Below are 17,157 nucleotides of genomic sequence, written 5' to 3' on the forward strand. Positions count from 1 at the left end.
TCAGATGGACTTCGGGTAGGTGCGGGCCGGGATGGCACGGTAGCCGTCGCGCTTGACGACGACGACGGAACCGACGGCTGCACTGGCAGCGAGGAGGGCGATGATGCCGAGGTAGATGGTCATGCTTCTATGAAACGCCCGATTCTGATGAAGGACAAGCTCACAATACTGCCGATACTCGGTAGCCTCGCTACATGGACGTGCGCCGACTCGATCTCCTCCGCGAACTCGCCGACCGCGGCACCGTGCACGCGGTCGCCGCGGCGACCCACCGGACGCCGTCGGCGGTCTCCCAGCAGCTCAAGGTGCTCGAGCGCGAGGCCAGCCTCCCTCTCACCGAGCGCCGCGGCCGCGGCCTCGTCCTGACCGATGCCGGCCGGGCGCTCGCCGCGAGTGCCACGGATGTCGCCGTCGCGATCGAGCGCGCGACGAGCGTGTGGGACGAATACCGCAACCACCCGACCGGCACGGTCACGCTCGCGACGTTCCCGACCTTCGGGCAGATGGTGGTCCCGGCGGCACTCCGCGCGCTCGAAGCCGTTCCCGGCCTGCGGGTCGAGGTGAGCGACCGCGACCCGGACCTGGAGGACTTCCCCGACCTCGCCGCCGACTTCGACATCGTCATCGCGCAGGCGATCAGCGGTGAGCGCACCTGGGTGCGTCGCGGCCTCCGGATCACGCAGCTGCTCGCCGAGCCCCTGGACGTCGTCCTGCCGGTCGGGCACCGGCTCAGCGGCCAGACGGTGCTGACGCCGGCGGACCTCGCGGACGAGTCCTGGATCGGCGTCCCGGTCGGCTACCCGCTCGACCGCCTGCTCCGCAGCATCGAGGCGGAGTCGGGTGCGGAGCTGCGCGTCGTGCAGCGGGTGAGCGACAACCGCATCGCGGAGGCGATGGTGGCGGCTGGACTCGGCATCGGGCTCCTCCCGCGGTTCACGGCGAGTGGTCCGGAGCGGGGCATCGTCCTCCGGCCGCTCGCCGGGCTCGACGCGACCCGGCGGATCGTCGCGCTGTCCCGCCCCGACCGCGCCGAGCGGCTCGCCGTGCGGACGGTCCTCGAGGCGATCCGCACCGAGGCGCGCTCGGTGGCCGCCTCGCACACCGCACCGAAGCCCGAGGAGCTCACCACCCCGCGCTGGGTGTGACCGTCCGGGCCGTGCTCAGTCGTCGGACGACGTCGCGGCGCTCCGCTCCCGGCGGTAGCGCTGCACGCCCTTCCAGATCGTGAAGCCGAGGGCGATGACGACACCGGCGATCACGACCTTCTGCAGGATGCCCGCGTACTCCTCGACGATGTGCCACTGCTCTCCGAGGAAGAACCCGGCGAGCACGAAGATGGTGTTCCAGATGCCACTGCCGGCCAGGGTCAGGAGGGCGAAGCGCAGGACCGGCATCCGTTCGACGCCCGCGGGGATGGAGATGAGGCTCCGGAAGATCGGCAGCATGCGCCCGAAGAACACCGCCTTCGAGCCGTGCTTCTGGAACCAGGCCTCCACCCGGTCGACGTCCTCGACGTGGACGAGGGGGACGCGCGCGACGAGGCGACGCATGCGGTCCCGCCCGAGGACGGCGCCGATCGCGTAGAGGGCGAGCGCTCCGACCACCGAGCCCGCGGTCGTCCAGACGAGGACTTCGACGAGACCGAGTTTGCCCTGGCTGGCGGCGAATCCGGCGAGCGGCAGGATGATCTCGCTCGGCAGCGGGGGGAACAGGTTCTCGAGCGCGATCGCGAGCGCGGCGCCCGGACCGCCGAGGGTCTCCATGAGTCCGACCGCCCATTCGGCGACGCCTCCGAGGGCGCTGTCGCCTCCGGTCGAGGCGGTGGACAGGCTGATCGTGGCGGCGGTGGACGTCGTCATCCCACCGACGCTACGCGACACCTGGTCGCCATCCCTGGGAACCTCCGCTCAATCGCCCACCTGTCGGTTCCACCGGACCGGCCCGTTCTCAGGACCTCGCCGGCGTGGCGGACCCTGCCACGGGCGACACGCCCAGGGTCTCCTGAGAAAGGAAACCGATAGCGTTGGGGCATGCGCATCGCCACCTGGAACGTCAACTCGATCCGTACCCGCGTCGGCCGCGTGGTCGACTGGCTCGTCCGCGAGGACGTCGACGTCCTCGCGATGCAAGAGCTCAAGTGCAAGCCCGAGCAGTTCCCGATGGAGGCCTTCACCAAGGCCGGCTACCAGGTGGAGCTGCACGGACTCAGCCAGTGGAACGGCGTCGGCATCGCCAGCCGCCTCCCGATGGAGGACGTGCAGATCGGGTTCCCCGACATGCCCGGCTTCGGCAAGCCACCGGCGAGCCTCGCCCTCGACGGCCCTGGCTTCGACGCCGACGGACTCCCACTCGAAGCGCGCGCGATCGGGGCCACCGTCGACGGCGTCCGTCTCTGGAGTCTGTACGTCCCGAACGGGCGCGCAGTCGGCGATCCCCACTACGACTACAAGCTGCGCTGGCTCGCCGCCCTCGAGGCCGACACCCGCACCTGGCTCGCCGAGAACCCCGAGCTGCCCCTGGCCCTCATGGGCGACTGGAACGTCGCACCGCTCGACTCCGACGTCGGCGACCCGAGCTTCGGGCCCGGCTCCACACACATCACCGCACCCGAACGGGCCGCCCTCGCCGCCTTCGTCGACGCCGGCCTGCAGGACACCGTTCGGCCGTTCGTCCCCGAGGGGTACACCTTCTGGGACTACAAGCAGCTCCGGTTCCCGCGGAACGAGGGTCTCCGGATCGACTTCATCTACGGCTCGCAGGCCTTCGCAGACCACGTCGTCGAAGCGTCGATCCACCGCAACGAGCGCAAGGGCGACAGCCCGAGCGACCACGTGCCCGTCGTCGTCGACCTCGACTTCTCGCTCACCGACGAGGAGAACGACGACGCACCGATGATCTTCGGCTGAGCCACCCTCGGCTGAGCGACCGCGACCCGACGGGTCAGTCGACCATGACCCGGCGACGCCGGGTGAGGACGAGCGCCAACGCCCCGAGGCCGACCACGCCGGCGCCGATCACCGCCGGCAGCGCCGCGGCGACACCGGTGTCGGGCAACCGGGGCGCGGCACCCGCGGCCGGCTCGGCCATGACGACGCCGTCCGCGACCGTGACCTGACGCTGCAGGCTGTTCAGCCCCGTCGCCGGATCCCAGGTGCCGACGTTCGCCGTCTGCACCGCGTACCGGGAGTCGGCCGCGATCGTCTCGTGCGTGGCCGGGAGGGCGAGGGCGGTGTCGTACCGGCCGGCCGGCACGTCGGCGAGCGACGCCTGCAGCGTCACCGGCTCGCCGGCGGCCCAGGTGCGGGCATCAGAACCGAAGGGCACCTGCACGGCGCGCTCGGCGTTCGACAGGACGAGGTACGCGGGACGGCTGTTGTAGGGCGCGGCCCAACCGTCGTTGCGGATCGTGAGCGACAGGGTGCCCTCGGCGACCGAACTCCCCGTCATGACGAACCGGTACCCGAGACGCTTCGCGGTCGTGTCGAGGTTCTCCTGGCCCCACGACTGCAGGACGTCCTGCAGGTAGTCCCAGTTGAGGTAGCTGAAGTTGTACCGCTCCATCTCCGCCGAGGCGGTCTCCCACTCGGAGCGCGGCGGGTTCACGTTGCAGGTCTCGCCGCCGACGGGCACCCAGTCGCTCTCCTGGGCGAGGTAGTCCTGGTCGAGGGTCAGCGGGTCGGAGAGGTAGGTGCCCCAGTCGTCGGGCGCGGCGAGGAAGCAGTCGTTGTGGTGACCGATGCGCGCGATGGCGCTGCCGTCGAACGCCTGCGCCTCGGTGATCGCCCCCTCGGTGCCGCTCGGGACCCCCAGGATGTTCTGTTTCATGCTCATCGTCCGCACCTGGATGGACCGGTCGGCCGGAACCGCCTCGAGCAGTGCGTCGACGACGGCACGCCGCTTCGCCCAGTCCTCGGCCGTGAGCACGCCCGGGTTCGCCGGATCGGCCGCGAAGTGGTCGGTGTAGTAGCCCTCACCCCAGAGCCCGACGAAGCCGGCCTGGACGACGGAGATGACGTCGGCGTTGTCCTGGAAGATCGGCGTCAGCTGCTCGATGTGCCCGAGCACGATGTCGAGCGGTGCGTCACCGTAGGGCGGCGTGTAGGGCCAGTCCCCGCCGGCCAGGTAGGCGAAGCGCGGGATGATCGAGATGCCCGCCTCGCGGGCGGCGTCGAAGTCCGCCTGGACGAGCGCGAGCCAGGCCGGGTCGAGCGTCGGCTCGGCGACGAACCGCTCCAGGTAGAACACGCGGACGAGCTCGGTGATGCCCTCCTCGCGGTAGGCGGCGAGCGTCGGGACGTCGAGCGGCGTGTAGCCCGGGCCGCCGGCCGTCCCCTCCGGGTAGTAGTGGGTGTTGTTCGTGTGGTCGAAGCCGCGCTCCGGGTTCGCGATGATCGCGTCACTCGGCTCGTAGACGACGGTGTCGGCGGGTGTCGGGGCGGGCGCCTGCGCCGCTGCACTCAGCGGGGTGGCCACGGCGAGCCCGCAGGCGGCGAGGACGGCGAGGAGACGGAGACGACGGTTCACAGGAACTCCAACGGGATCCGGTGGTGCACGGAAGAGGTTGCCCACATCCTGCAGAACCGGATCCCGTCGTGCAAGGGAATGCTCGGAACCGGCTCCAAGTGATCACTATCGCTTAGCGCTTCACCGCGGATCGCCGACCGACCCTCGCTCGTGCATGCCCCTAGGAGCGTGGTGCGCCACCGCGCTTCCGCTTGTTGGCGTCGATCGCAGGCCGCTCGGCGACCACGGGCCAGGTGCCCGTGTGCCCCTCCCGGGCCTTCGCCGCCGCCAGGATCCTCGGCTTCGCGGCGAACCACCCGACGATGAGCATCGGGATGAGGATGATGAGGGAGGCGAGCACCCACCGCCCGGTCTCCGAGAAGCCCATCGTGACGAGGACGAACGCCAGGAAGGCCAGCGTCAGGTAGGACGTGAACGGCGCGCCGAACAAGCGGAACGACGGCCGCTCGACCTTGCCCTGCTTCGCCCACCGCTGCAACTGGATCTGGCAGAGGATGATCGTCGCCCAGCCGCCGATGATGCCGATGGCCGAGATCTCGAGCACGATCTCGAACGCCTTCGACGGGTACAGGGCGTTCAGGAGGACGCCGAGCAGCGTGAGCGCCGCCGTCAGCAGGATGCCGCCGAACGGTACGCCGTTCTTGCTCATCTTCCCGGTGAACGCGGGCGCGGAGCCGTTGACGGCCATCGAGCGGAGGATACGACCGGTGGAGTAGAGGCCGGCGTTGAGGCTCGACAGGGCCGCCGTGAGGACGACGAAGTTCATGACCGAGGCCGAGATCGCGCCGGCCTGCTCGGAACCGATGTGCGAGAAGAAGGTGACGAACGGGCTCTCACCGGCCTGGTAGGCGGTGTACGGCAGGAGGAGCGACAGCAGCAGGACGGATCCGACGTAGAAGATCGCGATGCGGAAGATGACCGTGTTGACGGCCTTCGGCATGATCTTCTTCGGCTCGGCCGTCTCGCCCGCGGCGGTCCCGACGAGCTCGATCGCGGCGTACGCGAACACCACCCCGGAGATCGCGATCATCGGCGCGAACGCCCCGACGGGGAAGAGCCCGCCGTTGTCGCCGATCACCGAGAAGCCGACGGCACCGATGTCGGTGCGACCGCCGAAGACGATGAAGCAGACGCCCACGATGAGGAAGACGACGAGCGCCGACACCTTGATGAGCGCGAACCAGAACTCCATCTCACCGAACAGCTTCACGGAGACGAGGTTGAGCGCGAGCACGATGACGAGGGCTCCGAGCGCGAACACCCACTGCGGGAAGTCCTCGAGCTCCTTCCACCCGAAGAGCTTGCCGAAGGTCTTGATGTAGAGCGCGGCGGCGGTGACGTCGACGATCGAGGTCATGGCCCAGTTGAGGAAGTACAACCAGCCGGCGCCGAACGCCATCTTCTCGCCGTAGAACTCCCGGGCGTAGGAGATGAACGAGCCGGACGACGGGCGGTGCAGGACGAGCTCACCGAGCGCGCGCAGGATGAGGAACGCGAAGAAGCCGCAGAGTGCGTAGACGAGGATGAGCGCGGGGCCCGAGCTGTTCAGCCGACCACCGGCTCCGAGGAAGAGTCCCGTACCGATCGCACCACCGATGGCGATCATCTGGATCTGGCGCGGCTTGAGCGTCTTGTGGTACCCCTGCTCCTCGCTCGAGAAGTCCTGGACAGCGAGCATCTCGTCGCCGATCGTCTCGCGGGATTCGGCCCGATCGCCTGCGCGTTCGTGCCTGGGTGTCGTGCCGTCGGTCATGTCGTTCTCCTCGAATCACGGGCCGTTCGGGCTGCCGCCCATCGAGACGTCGGCTGGTATATCTCGAAGGCGCCCGCCCCACGTTAGTCGGGAACGTTCGCTTTTTTCGGCCACAGGTGTCCGTTCTTCTGAGGACATCGGATGGCGCGCGGCGCCGCTCGATCAGGCGAGGAGGGCCGCCACGACGACGAGGACCGGGACCGAGAGGATGGTCGTCAACAGCACCGTGTCGCGGGCGAGTGCGACCCCCTGCTCGTACCGACTGGCGAAGTTGTAGACGTTCTGAGCGGCCGGCAACGCGGCGAGCACGACCGAGGCGAACAGCGGCGTGCCGCTCAGCCCGAAGCCGAAGTGGGCGATGAGGTACGCGAACCCGGGCATCACGACGGCCTTGATCGCCGTCGCCACGAAGATCTCCCGGCGCCCACTGCCCGCCTGGAGCGGACGCATGCCGTGCAAGGACATGCCGAAGGCCATGAGGATGAGCGGGACGGCGGCACCACCGACGAGCTCGAACGGCGCCAGGACCGGCTCGGGGAGCCGCACCCCGAACAGGTTGAGCACCACCCCGATGATCGACGCGATGATCATCGGATTGCGGAAGGGTTGCGTGACGATGCCGCGGAAGGACACCGAACCGCGCTGTCTGACGTCGAGGATCGTGAGGGCGATCGGCGCGAAGACGAGGAGTTGCAGCAGGATGACCGGCGCGACGTACCCGGCCTCGCCGAGGACGTAGACCGCGACCGGGATGCCGATGTTGTTGGCGTTCACGTAGCCCGAACCGAGCGCGCCGATGGTCGCGACCGAGAGGTCCTTCCGGAGCCACACCGCGTTGAGCAGGAGGAAGAGGCCTGCGGCCACAAGCGCACTGGCGAGCGCGACCCAGATGAAGCTGCTGAACACCTCGCGCAGATCGGCCGAGACGAGGACGGTGAACAGCAGCGCGGGGTTGGTGACGAAGAACGCGACCCGGTTGAGGACGTGCCCGGTGGTCGGGCCTCCGACGCCGAAACGTCCCGCGAGGTAGCCGACGAGGATGACGGTGCCGATGATCGCGAACCCCGTCAACACTCCACCCATGCCTCCCAGCCTAGGCGCAGGGTGGTATCCCGCTCGGTGAGGCGACGGTTGTGGGCGGGCCTCCGGCCGTGGAGAATCTGGACAGGAGCCGCGACACCACCACGGCCCCACCGAACGCTCCCACCAGGAGCCCGCACCAATCACCCACGAGGAGATCCGACGATGACGTCATTCGACCCTGCCGCGTCCGGCGACGCGATGCACAGCACCACCCTCCCCCATGAACGGCTGTCGATCACGCACGGTCCGCGTTCCGGCCTCACGATCAGCGTCGCCCTCCACTCCACCGCGCTCGGTCCGGCACTCGGCGGCGCGCGGCTCTGGCGGTATCCGAGCTGGGTCGACGCCGTGGACGACTCGCTCCGACTCGCGGCCGGGATGACGATGAAGAACGCGGCGGCCGGTCTCGCCCACGGCGGCGGCAAGTCGGTGATCCACCTCCCACCGGGCCGCACCCTGGACGCCGAGGAACGACGCGACGCGATGCTCGACCTCGGCGACGCGGTCGAAGCCCTCGACGGGCGGTACCGGACCGCGGAGGACGTCGGCACGACGGCGGAGGACATGGCGGTCGTCTCGGAGCGGACCGCCCACGTGAGCGGCCTGCCGGCGGATCGGGGCGGCGTCGGAGAACCGAGCGAGGCGACCGCGGCCGGGGTGCACGCGGCCATCACCGCGACGCTCGAGACGGTCCTCGGCACGCCGCTCGTGGCCGGGCACCGGGCGACGATCTCCGGCCTCGGCCAGGTCGGCGGTCGGCTGGCACGTCGGCTCGCGGTGGAGGGTGCGCGGCTCATCGTCACCGACGTCGACCCGCGCAAACGCGCGCTCGCGGAGGAGATCGGCGCCAGCTGGATCGAACCGGGCGACGAGCACCTCGTCGAGACCGATCTGTTCGTCCCCTGCGGCGTGGGCGGTGCCCTCAATGCGCGGGTCATCGGTCAGCTGCGCTGCCGCGCCGTCGTCGGTGCGGCCAACAACCAGCTCGCCACGAGGGCCGACGCGCTCGCCCTGGAGGAGCGCGGGATCCTCTGGGCTCCGGACTTCGTCGCCAACGCCGGCGGGGTGATCTACCTCGCGATGGCGTCGGAGCCGGGCGCCGACACGGCGGCGATCGAGCAGCGGGTGTCGGCGATCGGCCGGACGGTGCAGGCGGTCTACCGCGATGCCGCCGCCACGGGCGTCACCACGCTCGTCGCCGCCGAACGGCTGGCGATGTCGCGGATCGACGCGGCCACCGGGGCCCTCGCGGCGGTGTGACCACGGACCGCGGCCCGCTCACCCGATGAGGGGTGAGCGGGCCGCGGATCGCCCAGCGAGGGGCGGTGGCACCGGGGTGCGTCAGAGCTTGACGACCATCTTCCCCGTGTTCGCGCCGCGCATGAGCGCCAGGAACGCGTCGAGCGTGTGGTCGAGGCCCTCGTAGACGGTCTCGTCGAAGACGACCTCGCCGCGCTGCAGCCATCCGGCCATCTCGGCGGAGAACGCCGGGAAGTGCTGCGTGTAGTTGCCGACCGTGAAGCCGGTGAGGGTGAGGCCGCGGGTGACGATGTTCGCCAGGTTGCGGGGGCCCTCGGGACGGTCGGTCTCGTTGATCTGCGAGATGACCCCGCAGAGCGCGGCGCGTCCGCCGTCGCTGAAGGCGTCGATCGCCGCTTCGAGGTGCTCGCCACCCACGTTGTCGAAGTAGACGTCGATGCCCTCGGGTGCGGCGGCGGCCAGCTGCTCCGTGACCGGACCGTCCTTGTAGTTGAAGGCCGCGTCGTAGCCGTACTTCTCGGTGAGCAGCGCGACCTTCTCGGCCGTGCCCGCGGAACCGATCACGCGCTTCGCGCCCTTCAGACGGGCGATCTGACCGACCATGGTGCCGACGGCGCCGGCCGCACCGGAGACGAACACGGTGTCACCCTCGCGGAACTTCGCCACCTCGAGGAGGCCGACGTAGGCGGTGAGGGCGGTCATCCCGAGGACACCGAGGTAGGCGGACAGCGGGACGCCCGGCAGCTCGGGGACGACACGGAAGCCACTCGCGTCCTCCTGGACGAGGTCGCGCCACCCGAACTGGTGCAGGACGACGTCACCCGCGGAGAACCCCTCGGCGGCGGACTCGACGACGCGGCCGATGGCTCCGCCCGTCATGGTCTCGCCGAGCTGGTACGGCGCGACGTAGGAGCGGGCGTCGTTCATCCGGCCACGCATGTAGGGGTCGACGGACAGGAACAGGTTCTGGACCCGCAGCTGGCCCGGCGCGAGCTCGGGGAACTCGACGGAGACGGTGCGGAAGTCGGACTCGGTCGGCCAGCCCTCCGGTCGTGAGACGAGCTGGATCTGGGTGCTGAGCGCGGAGGTGTTCACGTGGTGCCTTTCCTTGGTGCGGTGATTCGGTTGGAGCTCGCAGCACGACGTCGGGTTGCGGACGGGGTGTCGCCGATGGGCGACGCGGTCGGTCGGACCGGGGTCAGAGGGCGAGGGCGATGCCGAGCGCGATGAGCCCGAGCAGCGGGGGCAGGCCCTGGACGACGGCCGGACGGGCCTTCGTGCGGTCGGAGGTGATGAGGACGAGCGAGGCCAGCAGCATCGAACCGGCTGAGGCGAAGACGAGGGCGGCGCCGATCCCGGTCGAGCCGGTGATGAGGAACACGATGCCGACGATCGTGCCGATGGCGAGGAAGAGGTTGTAGAAGCCCTGGTTGTAGGCCATCCCCCGCGTCGTCTCGGCCTCCAGCTCGGAGGTGCCGAAGGTCTTGCGGGTGGAGGGCTCGGTCCAGCGCAGGGACTCGAGGACGAAGATGTAGACGTGCACGAGCGCGGCGATGCCGACGAGGATGAGACTGACGACGAGCATGGACGGGCCTTCCGAGAGGTCGGGATCGAGTCACTCGGAGTGAGGGACTATCTGTACCGATAGGTCTACTATAATAGTAGAACGCTCGGTCCACAACCCCGTCCGCATCGTGGACGGCCGAGCCATGAGGAGGCCGTCCATGGGACGCACGCAGGAGTTCGACACCGTCGCCGTCGTGCAGGCGGCGCGTGACGTGTTCTGGGATCACGGGTTCGAGGCGACCTCCCTCGCCGATCTCGAGGCCGCCACCGGACTGCGTCGATCGAGCCTGTACCACGCCTTCGAGAGCAAGCGCGGACTCTTCGACGCCGCCGTCCAGGACTACCTCGACACGGTCATCCGACCTCGGCTCGCCGTCCTCGCCCGGGCGGACGACGGGCGCGCCGGACTGGCCGCCTACTTCTCCGGGGTGCAGCACGTGATCGCGACCCTGCCGGACGACTCCCCCCGCCGCGGCTGCCTCCTCCTCAACAGCGCGGCGGGCCTCGCCGCCCACGACGACGCCCTGCGCGAAGTCGTCGACGGCTACCGGGCCGAGCTCACCGCGGCGGTCTCGGACGCGCTCGCCCTCGCCCGGCCCGACGCGGATGCGGCCGAACTCGCCGCCGAGGCACGCCAGCTCACCTCGCTCTCGGTCAGCGCCCTCCTGCTCGCGAGGGTCAACCGGGACGAGGCCGTCGCGATCCTCGACGTCGCGGTCTCGCAGGTCGCGCGCTGGTAGTCGGCGCCGACTCCGGGCGGTCCAGGGTGACACGCGCGCGTGCGAATGTGACGCCCTGTTGCGGCGGCCGAGAGGGGCTGGCCGGGCTCCCGTAGCATGGCGGGCACCCCACCCCTGGAGCCATCGACCCATGACGAACGCCGCCCGCAGCCCGCTCGCCGGGAGCAGCTCCACCGCCGCCCGCGCGGCGGGATCCGGAGCCGCAGCCGTGGAGACCCGCGCCTCCGCGGTCGCCTTCGAGGCCGTGGGACGAGCCTTCGCGAACGGCCCCGGCACCTCCTCCGCCGACCCGCGTCCGGTGCTCCGCGACGTCACCATCACGGCCGAAGCCGGCGAGGTCGTCGCCATCCTCGGGACGAGCGGCTGCGGCAAGTCGACCCTGCTGCGCATCGCCGCCGGTCTCGACCACCCCACCTCCGGCTCCGTGCTCATCGACGGCACCCCCGTCGCCGGCATCGACCCCCGCATGGCGTTCGGCTTCCAGGAGCCGCGACTCCTCCCCTGGCGCACCATCGCGGCCAACGTCGCCCTCGGACTCCCGAAGCGGACACCCACGGCGGAGGGGCGCGAGCGCGTGGCCGGTCTCCTGGAGCTCGTCGGCCTCGCCGACTTCGCCGAGCACCGTCCCCGCGAGGTGTCCGGCGGCATGGCCCAACGCGCCTCCCTCGCCCGAGCGCTCGCCCGGCGACCCGGCGTCCTCCTCCTCGACGAGCCGTTCGGCGCCCTCGACGCCCTCACCCGGCTGAAGATGCAGGACCTGCTGCTCTCGATCCACCTCGCAGCACCCACCACGATCCTCCTCGTGACGCACGACGTCGACGAGGCCCTCCAGCTCGCCGACCGGGTCATCCTCCTCGGACGTGAGCCGGGGAAACCCGGTTCGACCATCGCGCAGACCGTGACCGTCCCCGGTGGCCGACCACGCGACCGCGGCTCGGCCGAACTCGCCGAACTGCGCGGACGCCTCCTCGACGGGCTCGGCATCGACCGCCACGGCCTGGCCCGCGGCGACCAACGACTGCCGTCCATCCCGCACTTCCCGTACTGACCCGGGCAGCACCCACCCGGCACCACCCATCGCGCACCGATCCACAGCAAGGACCAACGCATGCCCATTCGACGTCGCTTCACCACCTCCCGAGCCGGACGCATCGCGCTCGTCGCCGCCACCGCGACGGCCGCGCTCCTCCTGAGCGGCTGCGTCGCCGGCGAGAACGCCCCGGCAGCCGGCGGCGACAGCACCGCCGGCACCACCGAGGGCGGCACCCTGAACATCGACTTCGCGACCTACAACCCGCTCTCGCTCATCATCAAGGACCAGGGCTGGCTCGAGGATGCGCTCGACGACCAGGACATCACCGTCAACTGGGTGCAGTCGGCCGGTTCGAACAAGGCCAACGAGGCTCTCAGAGCGGACGCGATCGACGTCGGCTCCACGGCTGGTTCGGCGGCGCTCCTGAACCGCGCGAACGGCTCCGCCATCCGGGCGATCGACGTGTTCTCCCAGCCCGAGTGGTCCGCGATCGTCGTCGGCGCCGGCTCCCCCATCACCGACGTCTCCGAGCTCAAGGGCAAGAAGGTCGCCGCCACGAAGGGCACCGACCCGTACTTCTTCCTCCTCCAGGCCCTCGAGGAGGCCGGACTCTCGGCCTCCGACGTCACGATCGAGAACCTTCAGCACGCCGACGGCTGGGCGGCCCTGCAGAACGGCTCCGTCGACGCGTGGGCGGGGCTCGACCCGATCATGGCCGGTGCCGAGGAGGCGGGTGCGAAGCTCATCTACCGCAACGTCGACTTCAACAGCTACGGCATCCTCGCCGCGACGGAGTCCTTCATCGACGAGCGACCCGACGTCGCCCAGACCGTCGTGAACGCCTACGAGCACGCCCGCGAGTGGGCCACGTCGAACCCCGACGAGACGGCGCAGATCCTCGCCGACGCCGCCGGCCTCGACCTCGCGGTCGCGACGAAGGTGATCACGGAGCGCTCCAACCTCGACGTCGACCCGACCCCGGGGAAGGCGCAGGAGCAGGTGCTGTCGATCATCGGGCCGATCTTCGTGGAATCCGGCGACGTCTCCTCGCAGGACAAGGTGGACGACGCCCTGGCGGACCTCTTCGACCCGAGCTTCGTCAAGGACGCCGACCCGTCCGCCATCGGCGCGAAGTAGCCCGTGAGCGACCGACCCGGCCTCGGCACCCCGACCGCAGCGCTCGCGGGCGCCCAGGCCACCCGGTCCGGCCGCGAGGCGCGCGCCGTCCTCGGGTCCCGCAGGATCGTCGTCGTCCTCGGCGGCCTCCTGGTCCCGGTCCTCATCCTCGTGGCCTGGCAGCTCGTCACGGCCTTCGGTCTCGTGCCCGCCTCGCAGCTGCCGGCGCCCGCCGAGGTGTGGGCCGCGGGTGTCGACCTCGCGCAACGCGGTTGGCTGCAACAGGACGTCGCCATCTCGGTGCAGCGGGTCCTCATCGGCTTCCTCATCGGCGCCGTGCTCGGCCTCGTCCTCGGCGCGGTCGTCGGGCTCTCCCGCCTGGGTGACATCCTGCTGTCGACGACGTTCGCCGCGATCCGTGCCGTCCCGTCGCTCGCCTGGGTGCCGCTGCTCATCCTGTGGCTGAAGATCGGCGAGGAGTCGAAGATCACCCTCATCGCGATCGGCGCCTTCTTCCCGGTCTACACGACCGTGTCGGCCGCCCTCCGTCATGTCGACCGGCAGCTGGTCGAGGCCGGCCGCGCGTTCGGGCTGAACGGGGTCGCGCTCTTCCGGACGGTGCAGCTACCGGCGGTGACCCCCTCCGTGGTCTCCGGGCTGCGTCTCGCGCTCGCGCAGTCGTGGCTGTTCCTCGTGGCCGCGGAGCTCATCGCCTCGTCGATGGGCCTCGGCTTCCGGCTGGTCGACTCGCAGAACAACGGCCGCGTCGACCGGATCTTCTTCGTCATCATCGTGCTCGCCCTGCTCGGTGCCCTCACCGACGCCCTGGTGGGTGTGTTCGACCGCTGGATCAAGCGCCGCTGGGGATAACCGACGCCTGCCGCACGTCCGCGGCGCGAATGCCTGAATGTTGCAGCGAAGTCGCTCTCGACGCAAGAAACCACCGCCTGCTCCGCCCGTACGCTCGAAGGGATCGCCTCCCATCCCGTGAGGCGGCATCTTGCACAGCGGTCAGGAGGTTCACCATGTCGAACGTCGCCACCACCAACACGAAGAGCATCGTCGGAGAGCCGGAGGTCGTCGAAGACGGCTCAGCACTCGCCGCGGACCCGGCCTGGGTGGAGCTCAAGACCGCCGCGACCGCCGTGCAGACCGTCCAGGTGAAGGACGGATCCATCCCCGAGGTGGGCGACCACGCCGCGGCCGCAGCGCACGTCGCGACGATCGTCGCGAGCGTCACGACCCTGGCCCCGCGCTTCCCCCACGACGCCGAGTACCTCGAGGCCCTCGTCACCGACCTGGAGCGCTGGGCACGAGACGGGTTCGGCGTCCCGGACTTCCTCGACTCCCTCGTCGCCTTCCACCCGGAGCAGCATCGGGTCGACGGCCTCCGGCATCTCGTCGTGTTCCCGATGGTCACGCAGAACGGCTCCCCGGACCGCCACCTCGAGGCGGTGCTCGTCGAGGTCATCTGGCCGGAGTTCATCGCCGCGCTCGAAGCGGGTGACTACACGAACGCCCTGTTCGTCCCCATCCGGTTCCTCGACTTCACCCCCGGCTACGACACGAACTCCGCGGTCCTGTTCCCCGAGACGGTCGCCATGCGCGCGATCCCCCCGTTCACCTGGGGCGCGATCTTCCAGGACCGCGAGGCGGCGCGCTACCGACGCGTCGTCCGTGCCGCAGCCGGGATCACCAAGCTCGATCTCCCGGCCGACGCCGCCTCCCTCCTCGACGACCAACAGCTGGCCGAGGAGACCTTCGTCATGTGGGACCTCATCCACGACCGCACGCACATGCGCGGCGACCTGCCCTTCGACCCGTTCATGATCAAGCAGCGGATGCCGTTCTTCCTCTACTCCCTCGAGGAACTGCGCTGCGACCTCACGGCCTTCCGCGAGTCCGTGCAGCTGGAGCGGTCCCTGACGCTCCGCTCCGAGACGGAGACACTCGACGCAGCCGACGCGGCCATCCTCGGGCACGCGAAGCTCGTCCAGTACGCGATCATCTTCGACCGCATCTTCCGGTTCGCGATCACCGGCTCCCGGGTCCGCAACTACGACGGGGTGGGCGGGCAGCTGCTCTTCGCCTGGATGCACCAGCGCGGCGTGCTGCATTGGACCGACACCCGCCTGACCATCGACTGGGACGAGGTGCCCGACGTGGTCGTCCAGCTCGGGGAGAGCATCGACGAGCTGTACTGGCGCTCGATCGACCGCCCGAAGACGGCCCACTGGCTCGCGGCGTACGACCTCGTCCGGACCACACTGACCCCGCATCCCGCGTCGAACTGGGCGCGCGGATTGTCCGACGAGATCCTCAGTGGCCCGCCGCGTGGGCTGACCGATGCGGTCCTCGACGACGAGTTCCCGCTGTCGATGTTCTACGAGGCGCTCGGCAAGAAGATGACCGACGTCATCTCGTCGACCGCCGGGATCACGGGGCGTTCCGCGGCCTGACCCGACCATGCCGCGGAGGAGCCCGGAGCAGTGCGCACCCTGCGTGCCGCTCCGGGCTTCAGGCTGTGCCCAGGCCGGCGAGCGCCACCGCTCCGCCGACGAGCGCCCAGCTGGCGAGGCTGCCGACGATGAAGAACTCGGCCTTGGATCCTCCGGCGGAGTCCTTCGAGATCTCCGGGAAGCGGATGATGCCCTTCGCCGCGACGACCGCGCCGATGGCCGTGAACTGTCCGGCCAGGGCGAGCGCGAGGATGAGGATGCGCTCCAGCGGTCCGATGAGTCGCCCGCCGGGCAGGGGGAGTTCGAGGACGTCGTCGGGACTGCGGAAGAGGACGGCGCCGTCGCCGGTGCGCCGTTCCTCCGCCGTCTCCTTCGCGGTGAGCGGCGCCAGCGCCAGTCGGACGACCACGTTCGCCGATTCGATGAGGAAGAGGGTGGAGGCGGCGACGATGGCCGCGACCTCCGGTGGCACGGCCGTGAGGCCCGCGTAGGGCAGCGCCTCGTACCAGGTGACCACCAGCCCCTCCGGCGACGGCTGCGCCGAGCCGAGGGCCAGGACGGCGACGACGAGGAGACCGAGCAGACCGACGACGGCCGCCGCCGCGCGGTGCCGTCCTGGCCGGGTGGCGAGTTGCCAGACGGGGACGAACAGCAGCACGGCCGCCCAGGCGCCGATCCCGACGCCCAGGGCGACGATCGTCCCGAGCACGAGACCGACGGCGGTGCCGAGCAGTCGATCCCGGCGCCAGCCGAGCGCCGCGCCCAGCACGAGCCGCGCGACGTCCGAGGCACCGACGGCGATCAACAGGGTGGCGACCACCATCATCCGAGTACCTCCGTCATCAACCGCTGTCCTTCGAAGACGGCCAGCACCCCCTGCGCCCGCACGGTCTGTGAGACCGCGGAGGCTGACACGCCTTCACGCTCGGCCAGCTCCCGTTGCGTCCGTCCCGACAGCTTGCCGAGCAGGAGCCTACGACCGCGGTCCGACATCTTCCCCACGAGGTGATCGCGTCCGAGGAGGTAGGCGTTGACCAGCGCCTCGTCCGGGGCGTGGTCGCGGGTGCCGCCGACGGCGAACCAGGTCCGGAGTTCGGGCAGTCTGGCGTACTCGTGGGCGCGGGCCCGGTCGATCGCCGCTCGCGCCGCCCACCATCCGGGACCGTCCTGCAGCGGGACGTTCGGCCCGGCGCCGATCTCCCTGACCGCTCCGAATCCCAGGCCGAAGCGACAGTCCACGCCGGCGGGCAATTCGAGGCGCACCAGCAACGACGCGAGGAGTGCGGCGGGGAGGTCGGCGAAGACCGCTTGGAACTCGTCGCCGACGGTCGGGACGAACGGCTGTCTGGCCGCGACCCGCTCACCCGCCTGCGCGAGCGCGTGTTCGACGGTCCGCTGCAGCGCGACGCGGTCCTCGTGCTCCTTCGACCTCGAGATGTCGACGATCACGGCGATGGAGGCGTTCATGAGTGAAGCCTATCTCTTCACTCAGTCAAAATGAAGCGTGAGACTTCAGTTTTGCGAAGTGAAGCCAGGAGCTTCAGGATGATCGTGGGAGTCCGGACCCGCCGCCGCGCGCTCCTCCGCACGACGGATGTCCGCGCGAGGGCTCCGCGCTAGCGT

General features: G+C 70.2%; 17 protein-coding genes. 8 read left to right on the top strand and 9 right to left on the bottom strand.

Going from position 1 to position 17,157, the window contains the following annotated elements; all coding sequences use genetic code 11:
* Positions 1 to 123 (bottom strand): hypothetical protein, encoded by a 123-nt coding sequence (locus tag ASF68_RS19330; protein ID WP_255353622.1) that lies wholly within the window; start codon positions 121 to 123, stop codon positions 1 to 3.
* A gap of 71 nt (positions 124 to 194) precedes the next feature.
* On the opposite strand from ASF68_RS19330, the gene ASF68_RS07660 reads away from it, so the two are divergent.
* Complete coding sequence (locus ASF68_RS07660) at positions 195 to 1,145, top strand: LysR family transcriptional regulator (RefSeq protein WP_056008931.1); 951 nt, start codon at positions 195 to 197, stop codon at positions 1,143 to 1,145.
* A gap of 15 nt (positions 1,146 to 1,160) precedes the next feature.
* On the opposite strand, the gene ASF68_RS07665 is transcribed toward ASF68_RS07660, so the two are convergent.
* Positions 1,161 to 1,859: a DedA family protein gene (locus ASF68_RS07665; RefSeq protein ID WP_082498526.1), complete on the bottom strand. Its 699-nt coding sequence runs from the start codon at positions 1,857 to 1,859 to the stop codon at positions 1,161 to 1,163.
* A 171-nt stretch (positions 1,860 to 2,030) separates the two neighbouring features.
* Between ASF68_RS07665 and ASF68_RS07670 the strand changes: the two genes are divergently transcribed.
* Entirely contained in the window at positions 2,031 to 2,906 is an 876-nt protein-coding gene (locus ASF68_RS07670) for an exodeoxyribonuclease III (protein ID WP_056008934.1), read from the top strand.
* Between the two features lie 34 nt (positions 2,907 to 2,940).
* On the opposite strand, the gene ASF68_RS07675 is transcribed toward ASF68_RS07670, so the two are convergent.
* The 3 genes from ASF68_RS07675 to ASF68_RS07685 all read right to left on the bottom strand — a co-directional run bounded on the left by ASF68_RS07675 (position 2,941) and on the right by ASF68_RS07685 (position 7,360).
* Positions 2,941 to 4,524, bottom strand: a complete 1,584-nt coding sequence (locus ASF68_RS07675) for a DUF4832 domain-containing protein (RefSeq protein WP_157580247.1) — start codon at positions 4,522 to 4,524, stop codon at positions 2,941 to 2,943.
* 160 nt (positions 4,525 to 4,684) lie between these two features.
* The gene (locus ASF68_RS07680) at positions 4,685 to 6,277 is read right to left on the bottom strand and encodes an amino acid permease (RefSeq protein ID WP_056008937.1); all 1,593 of its coding nucleotides are present in this window, start codon (positions 6,275 to 6,277) and stop codon (positions 4,685 to 4,687) included.
* A 162-nt stretch (positions 6,278 to 6,439) separates the two neighbouring features.
* Positions 6,440 to 7,360, bottom strand: a complete 921-nt coding sequence (locus tag ASF68_RS07685; RefSeq protein WP_056008939.1) for an AEC family transporter — start codon at positions 7,358 to 7,360, stop codon at positions 6,440 to 6,442.
* 162 nt (positions 7,361 to 7,522) lie between these two features.
* Here ASF68_RS07685 and ASF68_RS07690 point away from each other — a divergent pair, with 162 nt between their 5' ends.
* Complete coding sequence (locus ASF68_RS07690) at positions 7,523 to 8,620, top strand: Glu/Leu/Phe/Val dehydrogenase family protein (RefSeq protein ID WP_235526770.1); 1,098 nt, start codon at positions 7,523 to 7,525, stop codon at positions 8,618 to 8,620.
* 81 nt (positions 8,621 to 8,701) lie between these two features.
* On the opposite strand, the gene ASF68_RS07695 is transcribed toward ASF68_RS07690, so the two are convergent.
* Both ASF68_RS07695 and ASF68_RS07700 read right to left on the bottom strand, forming a co-directional pair.
* Positions 8,702 to 9,715, bottom strand: a complete 1,014-nt coding sequence (locus tag ASF68_RS07695; protein WP_056008942.1) for an NADP-dependent oxidoreductase — start codon at positions 9,713 to 9,715, stop codon at positions 8,702 to 8,704.
* 103 nt (positions 9,716 to 9,818) lie between these two features.
* A complete protein-coding gene (locus ASF68_RS07700; protein WP_056008944.1) occupies positions 9,819 to 10,205 on the bottom strand; it encodes a DUF1304 domain-containing protein in 387 nt (128 codons plus the stop codon).
* A gap of 139 nt (positions 10,206 to 10,344) precedes the next feature.
* Here ASF68_RS07700 and ASF68_RS07705 point away from each other — a divergent pair, with 139 nt between their 5' ends.
* From ASF68_RS07705 to ASF68_RS07725, 5 genes are all read left to right on the top strand, one after another.
* Positions 10,345 to 10,926 (top strand): TetR/AcrR family transcriptional regulator, encoded by a 582-nt coding sequence (locus ASF68_RS07705; protein ID WP_056008947.1) that lies wholly within the window; start codon positions 10,345 to 10,347, stop codon positions 10,924 to 10,926.
* Positions 10,927 to 11,056: 130 nt separating this feature from the next.
* A complete protein-coding gene (locus ASF68_RS07710) occupies positions 11,057 to 11,974 on the top strand; it encodes an ABC transporter ATP-binding protein (protein ID WP_082455931.1) in 918 nt (305 codons plus the stop codon).
* 60 nt (positions 11,975 to 12,034) lie between these two features.
* Positions 12,035 to 13,096, top strand: a complete 1,062-nt coding sequence (locus ASF68_RS07715; RefSeq protein ID WP_200921043.1) for an aliphatic sulfonate ABC transporter substrate-binding protein — start codon at positions 12,035 to 12,037, stop codon at positions 13,094 to 13,096.
* 3 nt (positions 13,097 to 13,099) lie between these two features.
* Positions 13,100 to 13,945 carry an ABC transporter permease gene (locus ASF68_RS07720; RefSeq protein ID WP_056008951.1) on the top strand — a complete coding sequence of 282 codons (846 nt, stop codon included), beginning with the start codon at positions 13,100 to 13,102 and terminating at the stop codon, positions 13,943 to 13,945.
* A gap of 155 nt (positions 13,946 to 14,100) precedes the next feature.
* A complete protein-coding gene (locus ASF68_RS07725) occupies positions 14,101 to 15,534 on the top strand; it encodes a DUF6421 family protein (protein WP_056008954.1) in 1,434 nt (477 codons plus the stop codon).
* Between the two features lie 58 nt (positions 15,535 to 15,592).
* On the opposite strand, the gene ASF68_RS07730 is transcribed toward ASF68_RS07725, so the two are convergent.
* Positions 15,593 to 16,360 carry a hypothetical protein gene (locus ASF68_RS07730; RefSeq protein ID WP_157580249.1) on the bottom strand — a complete coding sequence of 256 codons (768 nt, stop codon included), beginning with the start codon at positions 16,358 to 16,360 and terminating at the stop codon, positions 15,593 to 15,595.
* Positions 16,357 to 17,001 (bottom strand): SatD family protein, encoded by a 645-nt coding sequence (locus ASF68_RS07735; RefSeq protein WP_056008959.1) that lies wholly within the window; start codon positions 16,999 to 17,001, stop codon positions 16,357 to 16,359. The genes ASF68_RS07730 and ASF68_RS07735 overlap by 4 nt, the downstream gene beginning before the upstream one ends.
* Between the last annotated feature and the right edge of the window lie 156 nt (positions 17,002 to 17,157).

The sequence above is a fragment of the Plantibacter sp. Leaf314 genome (assembly GCF_001423185.1).
Classification (GTDB): Bacteria; Actinomycetota; Actinomycetes; order Actinomycetales; family Microbacteriaceae; genus Plantibacter.

Bases quoted from the DNA above. Each gene is read 5' to 3' on its own strand.
- ASF68_RS19330 (WP_255353622.1), bottom strand. From the start codon at position 123: ATGACCATCTACCTCGGCATCATCGCCCTCCTCGCTGCCAGTGCAGCC.
- ASF68_RS07660 (WP_056008931.1), top strand. From the start codon at position 195: ATGGACGTGCGCCGACTCGATCTCCTCCGCGAACTCGCCGACCGCGGC.
- ASF68_RS07665 (WP_082498526.1), bottom strand. From the start codon at position 1,859: ATGACGACGTCCACCGCCGCCACGATCAGCCTGTCCACCGCCTCGACC.
- ASF68_RS07670 (WP_056008934.1), top strand. From the start codon at position 2,031: ATGCGCATCGCCACCTGGAACGTCAACTCGATCCGTACCCGCGTCGGC.
- ASF68_RS07680 (WP_056008937.1), bottom strand. From the start codon at position 6,277: ATGACCGACGGCACGACACCCAGGCACGAACGCGCAGGCGATCGGGCC.
- ASF68_RS07685 (WP_056008939.1), bottom strand. From the start codon at position 7,360: ATGGGTGGAGTGTTGACGGGGTTCGCGATCATCGGCACCGTCATCCTC.
- ASF68_RS07690 (WP_235526770.1), top strand. From the start codon at position 7,523: ATGACGTCATTCGACCCTGCCGCGTCCGGCGACGCGATGCACAGCACC.
- ASF68_RS07700 (WP_056008944.1), bottom strand. From the start codon at position 10,205: ATGCTCGTCGTCAGTCTCATCCTCGTCGGCATCGCCGCGCTCGTGCAC.
- ASF68_RS07705 (WP_056008947.1), top strand. From the start codon at position 10,345: ATGGGACGCACGCAGGAGTTCGACACCGTCGCCGTCGTGCAGGCGGCG.
- ASF68_RS07710 (WP_082455931.1), top strand. From the start codon at position 11,057: ATGACGAACGCCGCCCGCAGCCCGCTCGCCGGGAGCAGCTCCACCGCC.
- ASF68_RS07715 (WP_200921043.1), top strand. From the start codon at position 12,035: ATGCCCATTCGACGTCGCTTCACCACCTCCCGAGCCGGACGCATCGCG.
- ASF68_RS07725 (WP_056008954.1), top strand. From the start codon at position 14,101: ATGTCGAACGTCGCCACCACCAACACGAAGAGCATCGTCGGAGAGCCG.
- ASF68_RS07730 (WP_157580249.1), bottom strand. From the start codon at position 16,360: ATGATGGTGGTCGCCACCCTGTTGATCGCCGTCGGTGCCTCGGACGTC.
- ASF68_RS07735 (WP_056008959.1), bottom strand. From the start codon at position 17,001: ATGAACGCCTCCATCGCCGTGATCGTCGACATCTCGAGGTCGAAGGAG.